The organism is Teichococcus globiformis (assembly GCF_042646265.1).
Taxonomy (GTDB): domain Bacteria; phylum Pseudomonadota; class Alphaproteobacteria; order Acetobacterales; family Acetobacteraceae; genus Pseudoroseomonas; species Pseudoroseomonas globiformis.
Genome location: NZ_JBHRTN010000029.1, coordinates 49,781 through 63,758 on the forward strand (window position 1 = coordinate 49,781; position 13,978 = coordinate 63,758).

General features: G+C 65.2%; 15 protein-coding genes. 7 read left to right on the top strand and 8 right to left on the bottom strand.

All coding sequences use genetic code 11. The features are described 5' to 3' along the window. The first annotated feature begins 96 nt into the window (after positions 1–96). The 4 genes from ACFOD4_RS21105 (at position 97) to ACFOD4_RS21120 (ending at position 3,334) form a co-directional block, all read left to right on the top strand. On the top strand, positions 97–300 hold the full coding sequence (locus ACFOD4_RS21105; RefSeq protein ID WP_379599690.1) for a hypothetical protein: 204 nt from the start codon (positions 97–99) through the stop codon (positions 298–300). Further along, positions 300–1,271, top strand: a complete 972-nt coding sequence (locus tag ACFOD4_RS21110; RefSeq protein WP_379599691.1) for a Bug family tripartite tricarboxylate transporter substrate binding protein — start codon at positions 300–302, stop codon at positions 1,269–1,271. Before ACFOD4_RS21105 ends, ACFOD4_RS21110 begins: the two co-directional genes overlap by 1 nt. A 326-nt stretch (positions 1,272–1,597) precedes the next feature. Further along, positions 1,598–2,125 (top strand): YybH family protein, encoded by a 528-nt coding sequence (locus ACFOD4_RS21115; RefSeq protein ID WP_379599692.1) that lies wholly within the window; start codon positions 1,598–1,600, stop codon positions 2,123–2,125. Positions 2,126–2,149: 24 nt separating this feature from the next. Continuing rightward, entirely contained in the window at positions 2,150–3,334 is a 1,185-nt protein-coding gene (locus ACFOD4_RS21120; RefSeq protein WP_379599693.1) for a trans-sulfuration enzyme family protein, read from the top strand. Between the two features lie 4 nt (positions 3,335–3,338). Here ACFOD4_RS21120 and ACFOD4_RS21125 read toward each other — a convergent pair whose 3' ends face one another. Together ACFOD4_RS21125 and ACFOD4_RS21130 are read right to left on the bottom strand one after the other, a co-directional pair. Beyond that, positions 3,339–4,295 (bottom strand): alpha/beta hydrolase fold domain-containing protein, encoded by a 957-nt coding sequence (locus tag ACFOD4_RS21125; protein ID WP_379599694.1) that lies wholly within the window; start codon positions 4,293–4,295, stop codon positions 3,339–3,341. A gap of 195 nt (positions 4,296–4,490) precedes the next feature. Further along, a complete protein-coding gene (locus ACFOD4_RS21130; protein WP_379599695.1) occupies positions 4,491–5,453 on the bottom strand; it encodes a LysR family transcriptional regulator in 963 nt (320 codons plus the stop codon). 100 nt (positions 5,454–5,553) lie between these two features. Between ACFOD4_RS21130 and wrbA the strand changes: the two genes are divergently transcribed. Both wrbA and ACFOD4_RS21140 read left to right on the top strand, forming a co-directional pair. Next, positions 5,554–6,165: an NAD(P)H:quinone oxidoreductase gene (wrbA, locus tag ACFOD4_RS21135; RefSeq protein WP_379599696.1), complete on the top strand. Its 612-nt coding sequence runs from the start codon at positions 5,554–5,556 to the stop codon at positions 6,163–6,165. Positions 6,166–6,232: 67 nt separating this feature from the next. After that, on the top strand, positions 6,233–7,177 hold the full coding sequence (locus ACFOD4_RS21140) for a ring-cleaving dioxygenase (RefSeq protein WP_379599697.1): 945 nt from the start codon (positions 6,233–6,235) through the stop codon (positions 7,175–7,177). Between the two features lie 37 nt (positions 7,178–7,214). Here the strand turns inward: ACFOD4_RS21140 and ACFOD4_RS21145 are convergent, their stop codons facing one another. The 4 genes from ACFOD4_RS21145 to ypfJ all read right to left on the bottom strand — a co-directional run bounded on the left by ACFOD4_RS21145 (position 7,215) and on the right by ypfJ (position 12,243). Beyond that, entirely contained in the window at positions 7,215–9,308 is a 2,094-nt protein-coding gene (locus ACFOD4_RS21145; RefSeq protein ID WP_379599698.1) for an HWE histidine kinase domain-containing protein, read from the bottom strand. A gap of 271 nt (positions 9,309–9,579) precedes the next feature. Further along, positions 9,580–10,308 (bottom strand): pyridoxine 5'-phosphate synthase, encoded by a 729-nt coding sequence (locus ACFOD4_RS21150; protein WP_379599699.1) that lies wholly within the window; start codon positions 10,306–10,308, stop codon positions 9,580–9,582. Then, a complete protein-coding gene (pdxA, locus tag ACFOD4_RS21155; RefSeq protein WP_379599700.1) occupies positions 10,308–11,333 on the bottom strand; it encodes a 4-hydroxythreonine-4-phosphate dehydrogenase PdxA in 1,026 nt (341 codons plus the stop codon). Before pdxA ends, ACFOD4_RS21150 begins: the two co-directional genes overlap by 1 nt. A gap of 52 nt (positions 11,334–11,385) precedes the next feature. Then, positions 11,386–12,243 carry a KPN_02809 family neutral zinc metallopeptidase gene (ypfJ, locus tag ACFOD4_RS21160; RefSeq protein WP_379599701.1) on the bottom strand — a complete coding sequence of 286 codons (858 nt, stop codon included), beginning with the start codon at positions 12,241–12,243 and terminating at the stop codon, positions 11,386–11,388. 647 nt (positions 12,244–12,890) lie between these two features. Here ypfJ and ACFOD4_RS21165 point away from each other — a divergent pair. Next, positions 12,891–13,214 carry a hypothetical protein gene (locus tag ACFOD4_RS21165; protein WP_379599886.1) on the top strand — a complete coding sequence of 108 codons (324 nt, stop codon included), beginning with the start codon at positions 12,891–12,893 and terminating at the stop codon, positions 13,212–13,214. Here ACFOD4_RS21165 and ACFOD4_RS21170 read toward each other — a convergent pair. Both ACFOD4_RS21170 and ACFOD4_RS21175 read right to left on the bottom strand, forming a co-directional pair. Then, positions 13,165–13,344, bottom strand: a complete 180-nt coding sequence (locus tag ACFOD4_RS21170; RefSeq protein WP_379599702.1) for a hypothetical protein — start codon at positions 13,342–13,344, stop codon at positions 13,165–13,167. The two genes, ACFOD4_RS21165 and ACFOD4_RS21170, sit on opposite strands and share 50 nt — an antisense overlap. Beyond that, on the bottom strand, positions 13,341–13,832 hold the full coding sequence (locus tag ACFOD4_RS21175; RefSeq protein ID WP_379599703.1) for a TetR family transcriptional regulator C-terminal domain-containing protein: 492 nt from the start codon (positions 13,830–13,832) through the stop codon (positions 13,341–13,343). Before ACFOD4_RS21175 ends, ACFOD4_RS21170 begins: the two co-directional genes overlap by 4 nt. Positions 13,833–13,978 lie beyond the last annotated feature (146 nt).

A 13,978-nucleotide genomic window follows, 5' to 3' on the forward strand; every position in this document is an offset into this window, starting at 1 on the left:
GCGGTGTTGTTGGCGCTGAGCGCCGCATCCACCCCCTCCCCCCGCTTTCGCATCTTCTTGCCAGGACCCATCCTAGAGGTGGGTCGGAGCCTCACGATGTTGACATCCCGTCCTGTGGACATCGGCGGCCGTTTTGTCGGTGTCGCCGTTTCCGGCCCTGCTGGCTGGCACTTCAAGGCTATCGATCCGGTGTTGGACGATCTTGAGGGCGTTCAATTCAGCAGTCCGGCGGAAGCCGCCCGCGTTGCACGGCTGGTGATCGAGCGTGCCCGCCGTTGGCAGACGACGGCTCAGCACTAATGCTGGATCGTCGTTCGCTGCTTTCACTGGGCCTGACTCTACCCGTTCTTGCGCGACCTGCCATCGCGCAAGCGCCATGGCCGAACCGCCCGATCCGGATGATCGTACCCTACACGCCCGGTGCGGCGACCGACGCCATGGCGCGCCTCGCGGCACAGAAGCTTCAGGAGAAGCTCGGTGTCTCGGTGGTGGTCGAGAACCGCTCCGGCGGTTCAGGCACGGTGGGAGCGCAGGCTGTTCTGCAAGCGCCTGCCGATGGCTACACCATCATGGGTTCCGCATCGATCCATCCGATGGCACGGCATGTGATGAAGGCAGTGCCCTATGATCCGGTGGAAGATTTCCTGCCGATTGCCCGCACCGCCCGTGGACCTTGCGTTCTGGTGCAGGACAGGCGTATGCGGGAAGCTACCGTGGCGGAAGTTATTGCAGCGGCCAAGGCTGAGCCCGGGCGCTGGTCCTTCGCCACCTCGTCCCTGGGCGCGGCGGGACATCTGGCTTCCATCGAATTCAACCGGCTGGCAGAGACCCAGATCGAGATCGTGCCCTATCGGGGCTCGGCTCCCGCGCTGACCGATGTTGCCGCAGGCAACATCCAGCTGATGTTCGATCCTGCGTTGGCAACACTGCCGATGATCCGCGGCGGCCAAGTGAGGGGGCTGGGCATTGCCACGCCACAGCGTTTCACCCTTGCTGCGGAGTTGCCGACCCTGTCCGAAGCTGGCCTTCCCGGCTTCACCTTCTATTCCTGGTACGGCATCTGGGCGTCGAGAGGCTTCCCTTCCGACATCGCAGCCCGGCTGAACGCCGCCATTGTCGATGGGCTGCATGAGGCGGAAACCGTGAACAGGCTGGCGGAGCAGGGCTTCGAGCCTGTGCGGGAGACAATCAACGAGACCCAGTCCTTCATCGCCGACGACGTGGCGCGCAATGCCGATCTGCTGAAGCTTGCGCGATTTGAACCGCAGTGATGCTTCCGCGCCTCGTGGCGATCAGGTCTGCTGAACCCAGTCATGTGGCCGCCTCCTGAAGCCAGCCGCACCTGCCCGCATCGTCGCATGTTCAACAGAAGTCGGAGCCATGACGCTGCAGGCCGGTCCGGGTGCCATCATGTCCGCCGCGGGCCCTGGCATTGTTTCTGGAGAAACGGCCTGTCGCCGCATGTTGATGCCGGTGCCGGCCACTGAGCCTCGGTTAGCGTCCGCGTTGATGTGGCCTGCCCTCCCGGCTGCGATCATGAGCAAGCATCCTTGTCCATGAGGGCACAGCGTGCATGATCGGCAGATAAGCGGTGACGTTGAAAACCGTCGGCCACGGCACCGCTGGCCAGGAACAGGAACAGGAACAGGAACATTGCATGAGCATCCAGGCAGCCACCTCCGTTGATGCTGACGACCACGCCAGAGTGGTGGCCTGGTTCCGGGAATTGTCCGAGCATGTGCGGGCCGTGGATTTCGCGGCGGCGCGGCCCTTGTTTTCCGACGACTTCCTGGCTTTCGGTACCTTCAGCGACTTCGTGTATGGCCGGGAGCAGGCGGAACAGAAACAGTGGCGCAAGGTGTGGGGCACCATTGATGCCTTTACCTACCGGGAAGAAGACGTGAAATCGCTGGTCTCGCCGGACAGGCTCTTTGCCGTTGGCCTGGGCATCTGGGACTCCACAGGCTATGCGCCGGATGGTCAGCCTTTCGATCGCAAGGGGCGAACCACCGTCTCACTGGCCCGCTCCGCCATCGACGGCCCCTGGATAGCCACTCACACGCATATGTCGCTGTTCAGGGGCACACCTGACGTTTCGCATGGAAGCAAGCCGGCCAAGAGCTGACTCAGGCCGGGCAAAGGAAGGATCATGCGCCCAGCAACCCAATCCATCCATGCCGCCGCGCCAGAGCGACGGCCGGGCGCGCCATTGACGCCTTCCGTTGTGGCCGCCACCAGCTTCCACACCGACCCCGATGCGATCGGCTTCTCGGCTGCGGATCTCGAGGGTGAGGCACCGCCATTCTACACGCGGTGGGGCAACCCCACGGTTGCTCTTCTGGAACAGCGGCTGGCCACGTTGGAAGGCGGCGAGGCAGGGCTCGCTTTCGCCAGCGGCATGGCGGCGGCCTCGGGCCTCATGCTGCATCGCCTTGCCGCAGGCAGTCACCTCATCCTCAGCGATGTTTGCTATGCCGGCGTCGCCGAGTTCGCGCATGACACGCTGCGACGCTATGGGGTCTCGATTTCCGCCGTCGATCTTTCGGATCTGGATGCCGTGGCGGCTGCCATGCGGCCCGAGACACGCCTGATCCATGCAGAGGTCCCGGTCAATCCGATCCTGCGCCTGGCGGATATCTCTGGTCTCGCAGATATCGCGCATCGTGGTGGGGCCGAGCTTTCCGTCGACTCTACCATGGCCACCCCCATGGCCACGCGGCCGCTGGAGTTTGGCGCCGACTGGGTCATCCATTCGTTGACGAAATACGCTTGCGGTCACGGCGATGCCCTCGGCGGTGTGGTGGTCGGCCGAAGCACCGCCATCGCCGGACTACGCAAGGAGGCGCTGATCCATGCGGGCGCCGCCCTCAGTCCCTTCGCTGCCTGGCTGATCCTGCGGGGGCTGGAAACCCTGCCAGCCCGCATGGCGGTACATGAGCGGCATGCCGGGGAAGTGGCGCGCTGGCTGGAAGCGCATCCCCGCATCCGCCGCGTCTACTGGCCCGGCCTGCCGAGCCATCCACAGCACGATCTTGCAAAGCGGCAGATGCGCAATTTTTCCGGCATGGTCAGCTTCGTTGCTGACGATGACAAGGCCCTTGCCCGTCAGCTCGCAGCACAGCTCCGTATCGTCACCTATGCCGTGTCCCTCGGAAAGACACAGAGCCTGCTGTTCCACATTCCTGCCGACGACATCATGCGCTCCTCCTTTCACCTGGAGGATGCGGCCGCGCAGCGCTACCGGGACTGGACTGGAGCCGGAACCTTCCGCTTCTCCGTCGGGCTCGAGGATCCAGCCGACCTGATCGCCGATTTGGAACAGGCCCTGAGCTGACGCACTACCGAAAGGCCGCGAGCAGCGCCGCTGTCACTTCCACCCGCGCGGCGCGTGCCTTGGACAGCAGGGCGGTCTGTGCGATGAAGCCATGCGGCATGCCCTGGTAGATGGTCAGTGCATGCGGCACGCCGGCCGCCTGGAGCTTGTGTTCCAGGTTGATTGTGTCGTCCAGCAGGGGATCGAGCGCCGCGGCCTGCAACAGCAAGGGCGGCAGCCCTGCGAGTTCGGAACGCAAAGGCATAATTGCGGCATCCTGGCGCATGGCCTCGTCCGGTAGGTAGTGGCTCCAGAAGCGTTCCAGCTTGGCCGTTGAGAGGCCGTAACTGCCGCCGCCGAATTGCTTGTGCGAGTAGGTGCCGTGGTCAGCGGACAGCATGCCGTAGATGATGACACCGAGCCGGGGCAGGGCCTCGCCCGCATCACGTAGGCGCAGCAATGCATTCAGCGCCAGGTTGCCGCCGGCGGAATCTCCGCCCACAGCGACCAAGGTGCCGTCCACGCCCAGCCCGGCAGCTTCCTCGCCACGCAGCCAGCGGAGGGCCGCGAGAACCTGCTGGATCGCCGTCGGGTAAGGATGCTCGGGAGCGAGGGCATAATCCAGCCCGGCCACCATGATGCGCGCGTCCTCGGCGATCTCGCGCTTCCATCGATCCAGCGCGTCCAGGCCGCCAAACCCGAAACCTCCGCCATGGATATGAAGGTAAATCGGGAGGGCTCCGTCGACACCGTGCGGACGGTAAAGCCGCAATGGCAGGGGGGGCGCCGTTTCCAGCACATGCTCGCTGATCGCCGCCATTTCCGGCCCGCCACGGTTGAGAAAGGCCTGGTAGCGCTTCGTTGCTGCCCGTGCCTCGGCAAGGTCGGGCGCGAGGATGTCGCCATTCGCGAGACCGGCCTCGCGGATACGGGCCTGTGCCTCCAGCACCTCGGGGGCCAGGGCGGGCGTCGTTGCGGACATCGGCATCTCCTTTGCGGCGGTCCATCGCGACTTTAGGGGCAAGTGCCACCCGCGGTCACTCCGGGACGCCCCAGGCTGGCGCTGCAAGTACCCAAGGAGGGTGGGAAGGAAGTGCCGGCCTGCGCGATGCCACGGCAGAACCGGTGGCTACGGGGCATCTCGACGAGCCGGCACACTACACTGTGCCTGCGAAGATCAGCGCGCAGGCGCCGACCACTCGGACGGCGATACGAAAGGGGCATCCCAGGGGAAGGGCTCGCGGATGCGCTCGGCCAGGTGCTCGATCAGGGTGCGGATCTTCAGCGGCAGCGCGGGTGTTGGTGGATAGACCAACTGCAGGCTGTCGGGAACCGGCTCCCAGCCCGGGATCACGACTGGCCGCAGGGAACCGTCGCGCACCGCCTCCGCCACGAGGAAGCGGGGAAGCACCACCAGCCCCAGCCCAGCCCTCGCGGCATCCATCAAAGCCTCGCCGCTGTTGGCGACAAAGCGGCCGCGAAGGGTCAGCGAACGCTCTTCGTTGCCGGCTCGCTCCCCCGTGCGGCGAAAGCGCCAGAGATGATGGATGCTGGCATTGGCGTAGCCCAGGCAGGAATGCCCCTGAAGAGCCTCGAGGTAATCCGGCAAGCCATGACGCGCGGCATAATCTGCGCTGCAACACAAGGCGCGTTGGCTGGTGCCGAGGCGCCGCGCCCGCAATTCGGAGTCCTCAAGCCTCCCGGCACGCAAGGCAAGGTCATAGCCACCCGTCATCAGGTCCACACGTCTGTCGTCCAGATCGAGCGACACCTCGATCCGCTCGTAGAGCCGCATGAAGTCTGCGATCACCGGCCCCAGATACCGGATGCCAAATGACAGGGGCGCCGCCAGCCTGACCGGGCCCTGCAGAGCGCCGCTCCGCGCCAGCACCTCATCCGCCACGAGGTCGAGCTGCGCCAGGACGGCCCGCGCACGCTCGTAAAGCAGGGCGCCGCTTTCGGTTGGCGTGACGTGGCGTGGCGCGCGGTGCAGCAGCGGCGTTGCCAACTGCGCTTCCAACTGCGCGATCCGCTTGCTGACCGCCGATTTCGCGAGGCCCAGCCGATTGGCTGCGGCCGTCACGGTGCCGCTGTCCACCACCTGCACGAACATGGCCAATGCATCGGGATCAGGGCGCATCGTTCACTTTTAGCGAACGGTCCGTTTCCCTTCAACCGGTTGAGGTGCGTGGCCAGAGAACACACTCTTGCACCGCCAGCACGTCCCAAGGAGCAATGGCATGAGCAAGATCCTGGTTCTGTACTACTCCTCCTATGGCCATATCGAGACACTCGCCGGTGCCATCGCTGAGGGCGCGTCCTCGGTTTCCGGTGCGGAGGTGGTCGTGAAGCGCGTTCCCGAAACTGCGCCGGCAGAGGTGGCGAAGGCCGCGCACTTCAAGCTTGATCAGGCGGCACCCATCGCCACGGTGCAGGAGCTTCCGGACTACGACGCCATTATCATCGGTACCCCGACCCGGTACGGCCGTATGACTTCGCAGATGGCGAGCTTTCTCGACCAGACCGGTGGATTGTGGGCCCAGGACAAGTTGGTGGGCAAGGTCGGCTCGGTCTTCTCCTCGACTGCCAGCCAGCATGGCGGTCAGGAAACGACCATCATGTCCACCATTGTCAACCTGATGCATTTCGGCATGACCATTGTCGGCCTGCCCTACACCGAGAAGCGGCTGACCGACATCACCAAGGTCAATGGCGGCACGCCCTATGGTGCTACCACCATCGCCAATGGCGACGGTTCCCGCCAGCCTTCCGAGGAGGAGCTGGAAATGGCCCGCAGCCAAGGCCGCCATGTGGCCGAAGTGGCTGCAGCCTTGGTCAAGGGCCGCGCCTGAACCCGAACGCCGGAGGGTCCCGCCTCCTCCGGCCCTGATTTCCATGTTGGCGGGCAGGAGGATTGCAATGCAGTTGCATGGACTTCATCACCTGACCGCCATCTCGGCCAATGCCGCGGGCAACCACGACTTCTACACGAGAGTGCTCGGCCTAAGGCTGGTGAAGAAGACGGTCAACCAGGATGACACCAGCGCCTATCACCTGTTCTACGCGGATGGCGAGGCAAGTCCCGGCAGCGACATCACCTTCTTTGAATGGCCTATGGAGCGCGAACGGCGTGGGACGCACAGCGTCACACGCACCGGGCTGCGCGTTGCCGGCGAGGCGGCGCTGCGCCGCTGGGCCGAACGTCTGGCCTTGCACGGCGTCACCGTCGGCCCGCTGCACGAACGTGACGGGAGGCTGACACTGGAGTTCGAGGACCCCGAGGGACAGCGCCTCGCCCTGGTCGACGATGGTGGCGCCGGCGCGGCCCATCCCTGGTCCGGCAGCCCGGTGCCGGCCGCGGACCAGATCCGCGGCCTGGGCCCGGTGACGATGAGCGTCCCCGATCTCCGTCGCACGGAAGCCTTTGTCACGGATGTGATGGCGATGCGCCGAGGCCGCCGCTACCAGATCGCCGAGGCGCAGCCCGTCGACGTCCAGGTCTATGAAATGGGTGAGGGTGGTCCCGCCGCCGAATTGCATGTGCGGATCGAGCCCCACCTGGCGCCGCATCGGTCTGGTGCCGGCAGCGTGCACCATGTCGCTTTCCGCGTGCAGGACGATGAGTATGGATCCTGGGTAGATCGCTTCGCCCGAATGGGGTTGCGGTCCAGCGGGCCGGTGGACCGCTTCTATTTCAGGTCGCTCTATGTGCGCGAGCCGGGCGGCATCCTCTTCGAAATCGCGACAGACGGCCCTGGCTTCGACGCTGACGAGCCCAAGGAGAAGCTAGGCGAGCGGCTGGCCCTGCCGCCCTTTCTTGAGCCGAAACGGGCAGAGATCGAGGCAGGATTGAAGCCGATCTGATCCTTTACCTCAGAGAGTGCCGCTGCGTTGTCGCCGCTCAGCCTGGAAAGGTGGGCCATGCACGGCCCGGTCTGGCGTGGAGTCGGCCGTGCTGCCGACGGCGAAGGGGTTCAGCTGCCAGGGCGTGAGCATCTTGCGCAAGGCCTGCGCCGGAAGGCGAATGATGCAGATCAGCCCTTCGCGGTCCCACCGTTGTTCGATGGTGCCGGCCAGCTGCCACCGCACCGTGTTTTCGGCCACGCGAAGGCCGAAGGCGGGACGCGGTGGCGCAAGGACGGGCGGGCCTGCCCGTTCCCGCCATGTAAGGACCAGCCCGCCGCCCTCCCGCTGCCAGGCGAGAACAACCCGTCCTTGCTCCACCGATAGCGCACCGTGATGGCGCGCATTCGTCATCAGCTCGTGCAGAACCTGCGCAAGGGGTTGCACCACCTGGACCGAGAGGATGACGGCACGGTCCGTGCGCCATCACCTGCCCGGCACAGCCGCAGGGTTCCAAGGCGTCCTGCACGAGGTCGCGCAGCTCGACCCCGCTCCACCGGCCACGGGACAACAGCGTATGTGCCCGGGCCAGCACCGTCACCCGGCCCTGCGCCGCCGCGATCACGCGCTCCGGCCGGTCGCCGCGAGTCATCCGCAACAGCGACTGCACCACGGTCAGCACGTTGCGGGCCCGGTGATCCACTTCCCGCGCCAGATGCCGCTCCCGCTCCGCTGCGTGCTGCAGCTGAGTCACATCCATGACAATGCCGCTGAGCCGTGTCGCCTGCCCGGTAACGTCCCGTTGCACCACCGCACCCTGGCTTTGCAGCCAGCGCTCTTCGCCATCGGGACCGGTGACGCGGTACTGCACCTCGTAAAGCCCCGGTCCGTTGGGATCGAGTGCGATCTCCAAGGCAGCCCGCACCAGAGCCCGGTCTTCGGCAACAATGGCTTCAACCAACTGGCTGCGGGAGGCGAGCACCGATTCAGGAAGGTTGTAGAGGGCCGCCCTCCCGGCGGAACCGGTCAGGCTATCGGTGAGGCGGTCCCATTCCCAGGTTGCAAGCCGGGCAGCGCTGACGGCGCGGGCCAGTCTCGCCTCGCTTTGCGCCAGCTCCTCGTCCCGCCGCAGCAGATCGCATTGCGCTTCCATCAAGGCCTGCCCCACTGATCGCAGCTCCAGCACGGGGAGGTCCGGTGCCGTCACCCGGCCAGTTCGGCCCAGCTCCCGCGCCGCGCGTGCCAGGGCCTGGACCGGCTCTGCGATGCGGCGCGCGAACAGCATGGCAAGCCCCAGCGCAAGAGCGGCCAGAGCCGCGGCCAGGATGGCGAACCACAAAAGCGACCGGCGAAGCGGCGCTTCGGAAATGCGCGTCGGAACCATGACCCCTACATGCCAGCCATGGCTGGGCAGTTGCATGTGGGCCAGCATGACTTCCTCGCCCGACAGGTTACGTGTCTTGCGAAAGCCAGGTCCCTCGGCATTGGCCAGCACGGCGGTCGGAGGGATCAAACGGCCAAGCGCTTCGGCGCCATGTTGCGAGCGGGCCAGAATACGCCGCCGGTCATCCACAAGGACCGCGATCCACCCCTCGGGGAGGCGTGCGCTGTGCAGGTGGTTCTCCAGCAAAGCAGGGTCGAGATTGAGGCTAAGGACCAGCGGCAGGGTACCGGATGGGGCAGCCGGCACGCTCAGCCGCAGCACGAAGCCGCTTCCCGAAGAGGCGGGCGAGAGGACAACCGGCGCAGGCGCGACAATGAACTCGGTGCCGGAAATGGGCGGGAACGTTGCATCGCCGGATCCCGCAAGCAGGACGCCGCGACGGTCTCGGAGCGTCACCTCGCCTTGCAGCAACACGCTGGCTTGGTGCGTCAAAGCGCCGAGCCGATCCAGATCGCCGTCGCGCAGCGCGGGCGTAGCGGCCACCACGCGCAGCATGGCAATGCGATGATCCAGATCCTGCTGTACAGCCCGAACAATGGCTTCCGCGTGATGCAGGGCTGTTTCGCGTAGGGCATCCTTGCGGCTGGTCACATAGGCCACGGCCAGAACAGCGGAGATGAGCAACACCGGCGCCAGAACAGCGGCGCAAAGCTGGCGAAGGTGGCAAGCGAGGCTAGGGCAGGCCGGCGGAGCCTTGCGATCGCTCAAATGCGCATCTGCGACGTCCGCTGACCATGACGTCAGATTTGCACTCCAGCGGCGTAGGCGTTTTGCCCTGCCTTCAATGTCGGGAGCCAGCGGCACCCCAGATCCTCCATTAGAGCCTTGCCATCTGCCGAAGCGGGGACGAGGGCAGCGGCTACGATCTGAATGCTGACCTTAGCCGATCATTACTGCAATCTTTCATAGAGGTTTTATCGGTAACACACTCGCGATGGTTGTCGTATCCATAGATCAACAATCAGACGGCGAGCCCAAATCAAGGATCTTGCGCTCGGCCTGCCTGGATAGCTGCCCGCATCTTTTCGATGGCTTTTGGAAAGCCATGAAACAACGCCGCGCCAACAAGAAAATGCCCAATGCTCACTTCAACTATTTGGGGAATGCCTGCGATATCACCTACGCTGTTGTAGTCCAGCCCATGCCCTGCGTGACAGGAGAGTCCGGCAGCCTCGGCAATTTCCGCTCCGCGGCGCAATCTCGATAGAAGGGGAGCCCGGGCCTCGAGCGCGGCATCCGCATAGCTGCCGGTGTGCAGTTCCACAGCCTGCGCCCCCAGCGCCGACGCGGCTTCAATCTGAGCCTCGTCCGGCTCCACGAAGATGGCTACTTCCGTTCCTGCCGCCTTCAGCCTGGCGATGGCTTCGCGGAGGAACGGGCCGGCGGCCCGAACATCGAGCCCGCCTTCGGTGGTCAGCTCGGCGCGTTTCTCCGGCACCAGACAACAGGCAGCCGGGCGCAGGGATGTGGCGATAGCCACCATTTCCTCGGTGGCCGCCATCTCGAAGTTCAGCCGCAATCCCGGCTCGGCACCCAGGCGCCGCACGTCGTTGTCACGGATGTGGCGACGATCCTCGCGCAGATGAATGGTGATGCCATCGGCGCCTGACTGAAGGCAGAGCCGTGCAGCGTCCAGCGGATCGGGAAAATGGCCGCCGCGTGCGTTCCGCAGCGTGGCGACATGATCAACATTCACCGAGAGGCGCATCAGGAAGGTCCCTGTGTAGCGTGATGATGGTGCCTGCGGTGCTGCGCGATGCCGGCAGCGAGACGCAGCGCCGCGATCAGGCTCCCCGGATCCGCGATGCCCTTTCCGGCGATGTTCAGCGCCGTGCCATGATCGGGGCTGGTGCGGACGATGGACAGTCCAAGTGTCACATTCACGCCGCCTGCCATGTCCAACGTCTTCACGGGGATAAGCGCCTGATCGTGGTACAGGCCCAGTGCCACATCATAGCCTTCGCGTGCGTGCGGCGTGAACATCGTGTCCGCCGGAAAGGGACCGCGTGCATCAATACCATCGGCTTGCAAAACCTCGATGGCGGGAGCAACGATGTCCCGATCTTCCGTTCCCATGGTCCCCTCCTCCCCGGCGTGGGGGTTGAGACCGGCCACGGCCAGACGGGGTGCGGGGATGCCGAAATCCTGCCGCAGCCCTGCGGCGGCGGCCCGCGCGATGCGGATGATCAATGCCTGATCCAGCCGTTCGATTGCTTCCCGCAGCGAGCAGTGAATTGTGACCGGCACCGTGCGCAACCCCGCGGCCGCGAGCAGCATCACTGGCGGCCCTTCGCCCGGCGCCAGGTCAGCCAGAAACTCTGTGTGGCCCGGGTAAGGAAAACCGGCTGCCTTGAGCGTTGCTTTCTGGATGGGGTTCGTTACCACGGCTCCGGCACGGCCTTCCACCGTCAGTGCCACGGCCTGCCTGATGGCATCAATCGTGGCGGAAGCGTTGGCCGCATCGGGAAATCCGGGCCGGGCCGGGCGAGCCAACAACAGCGGCATGATTGGCAAGGCCCGCGGAAACACCAGCGGCACATCCTCGGGCCCTTCCACGGCCTGCCAGGGGATGCCAGGCAGCAGACCAGGATCCCCGATCAGAAAAAAGGGTGGGCCATTCTGGCGAAGGGCGGACCAGGCCTTGGCTGCAATCTCGCCGCCAATGCCGGCAGGCTCGCCCATGGTGAGGGCCAGGGGCGGCAATGCGCGTTGGAAAGGAGAGGGATCGGTCATCACCCTTCTTTAAACTAGGCCGAGATGAAGGGGAGCGCCGACATGCCCAGCCTCAGCGCAGTCCTGCGAAAGTATCGCACGCAGCCAGCTCGCCACGTTCCAGCCCGGTGCGGAACCAGCGGACCCGTTCGGCCGAGGAGCCGTGCGTAAAGCTTTCGGGCTGCACATGGCCCTGCGATCGGCGCTGCAGCCGGTCGTCTCCAACGGCGGCGGCGGCATTCAGCCCTTCCTCGATGTCGCCGCGTTCCAGGATGCCACGCGCGTCGTGCGCCTGCCGTGCCCAAAGCCCGGCCATGCAATCGGCCTGCAGTTCCACCCGCACCTGAATGTTGTTGGCCTGCGCCTGGTTCTGCGCCTGCTGCTGCAGGTTGCGCGTCAGCTCCAGGATGCCAAGCTGGTTCTGCACATGATGACCGACCTCATGCGCGATGATGTATGCAGCGGCGAAGTCGCCGTTGGCGCCCAATCGCTGCTGGAGTTGCCCCATGAAGTCGAGGTCGATGTATACACGCTGGTCTGCCGGGCAGTAGAAAGGTCCCACCTGAGCTTGGGCTGCGCCGCAGCCGGATGTGGTGCCGCCGCTGTAGAGCACCAGCGGCGGCTCGCGGTAAGTGCGGCCCAGCTTCTGGAACTCGGCATGCCACACCTGTTCGGTATCACCCAACACCAGCGCGGCGAACCGACGGCCGGCATCATCCGCCGGAACCTGCCCTTGCTGCTGCTGCTGCGGCGGCTGCTGGTTCACACTGCCATCGTCCAGCAGCACGGAGGGGTCAACTCCAAGGAACAGGCAGATCAACAGGATCGCGACGCCCCCGAGGCCGCCCACGGCGATGCCTCCGCCACGCCGACCCATCCGCGTGCCGCGCCGGTCCTCGATGTTGCGGCTTTCCCGTCCACCCAAGCGCATAGCGCAGTGCCCTCCCGGCCTCTTGCTGGCACAGCCCCCCTTTCAGGCGACTCTTCTTGCCCGCTCGCAGGCTTCCAGGCCACGGTCAAGCGGGGGCACGGCGTTTGATGGCATCATCCCACGATCGTGTTCGCCGCTTCGTGCTTTCGGCTGTCCCGCCTCTGCGCGGAGGCCGTCTCGCACCATCGGGCGCACGACAAGATCTTAGCCCCCAAAGCAGGCCAGTTCTGTGGATGCGGCCTTCTTCGATGACTGAGCACGCCTAGGTCGACCAGCCACCCGGCGTAGATCGCTGTTTGCCGAGTTGCATGACACCCTTGTTCAATGCCGGCCTTGTTCCGCGCTGTTCCTCCGTGATCGCCGTGCACTGACGGTGATCGAATGTCCAGCCTTTCGCACCTGCCAAGAGCGATGTGTCGAGCCCCCTGCGCGCCATGCAAGAGGCTGGCTTGTTGGACGCTGCTCGGGGAGGGCCCGGCTACGCGCCGGGGTTGCTGCTGTTCGAATTGGGCCGGTGCTATCGACGCGCAACTCAGCTGGCTAGCGGCCGGGCAGCAATGTGCCGCACCTGCAGGTGACTGGGTGGCTCTGGCAGCTTCCGCGAGGGTGCGGAGGTAATCGGCCTGGACGTTCAGGAAAATCCGCCATTGGATCGGATCGGGGCGGCTGTGGGCCTGCGTCTGCCGGACGCCCCTTCAGCCACCGACCGCCCAGGCGAATGGCCTGCTAACCTTTTGAAGAAAACTTGTCGCATCGGCTCTGCGGCCATTGCGGACGAAACGAACTTTGGGGCCGTCAGCTCCATGGCAGGCGATGACGAGCCGCTGCTGTGTGTGGTGTATCCGGCGGCAGCAGTGGATGTGCAAGCAATGCAGCGCATCGCCGATGCGCTGCCGGCCGAGGCATGGTGGATAACAAAGTCTAGGCCGTTCTGCGGCTTGATGGCCCCGTTCCAGGGCTCGACGGCGTAGCGAGCCCACAGCCGAGCATGACCAGTTGCAGCGCAGTTTGTGTGGCTGCCTGTCGATCCTCCTCCGTGAGCGCAGGCCGGGCCAGCACCGCTTCCACCTGGACGCAGACATTGGCGTGGGTTTGCGTCATCGCCCAGATTGCAAAGAAAAGATGAGCGGGATGACCGGCCGCATCCGCCCCTGATCCATCCAGCCCTGCAGCACCGCCGATTTCTCGGCCGCCCGTCTTCGCAGGGGACCTGCCAGGTGGCTGCGCAGGTACTGTGCCCCCGTGCAGCACTTCATTGGCGGAGACCCGCGAGGCCAGCGGACGGATCCAGGACATTGCATCTTGTCCCGGATGTAGGATTCGAGCGCAAAGGCAGGATCGGCCTCTGGCCGGATCGGCGCGGTGGCCGAGAGCCAGAGCGACAGGATGTTATCCAGCAACTCGGTGTAAAGGGCTTCCTTGGTGCCGAAGTAGCAGTGCAAAATGGCTTTGGGCAATCCGGCGGCGGCCGCTATGGCCGCCATGTTGGCGCCCCGGAAATCCGCCTGGGCGAAGACACCCTCCGCTGCGTTCAGGATCTGCGCGAGACGCTGCTGGGCGCGACGGCGAGGCGCAGGCTCGCAAGGCATGTCGTTTGCCGATTTCCGAGGCATTCACACACCTCTTCGTTATTCCTTCGACGATCTCCCGCCACGTTCAACATTGTTGACCGATCGTTCAGGATTCTTCTAGCGTCAAGAGCCGTGGCGCCAAGCCCGGTCGTCCGAGAAGGCCC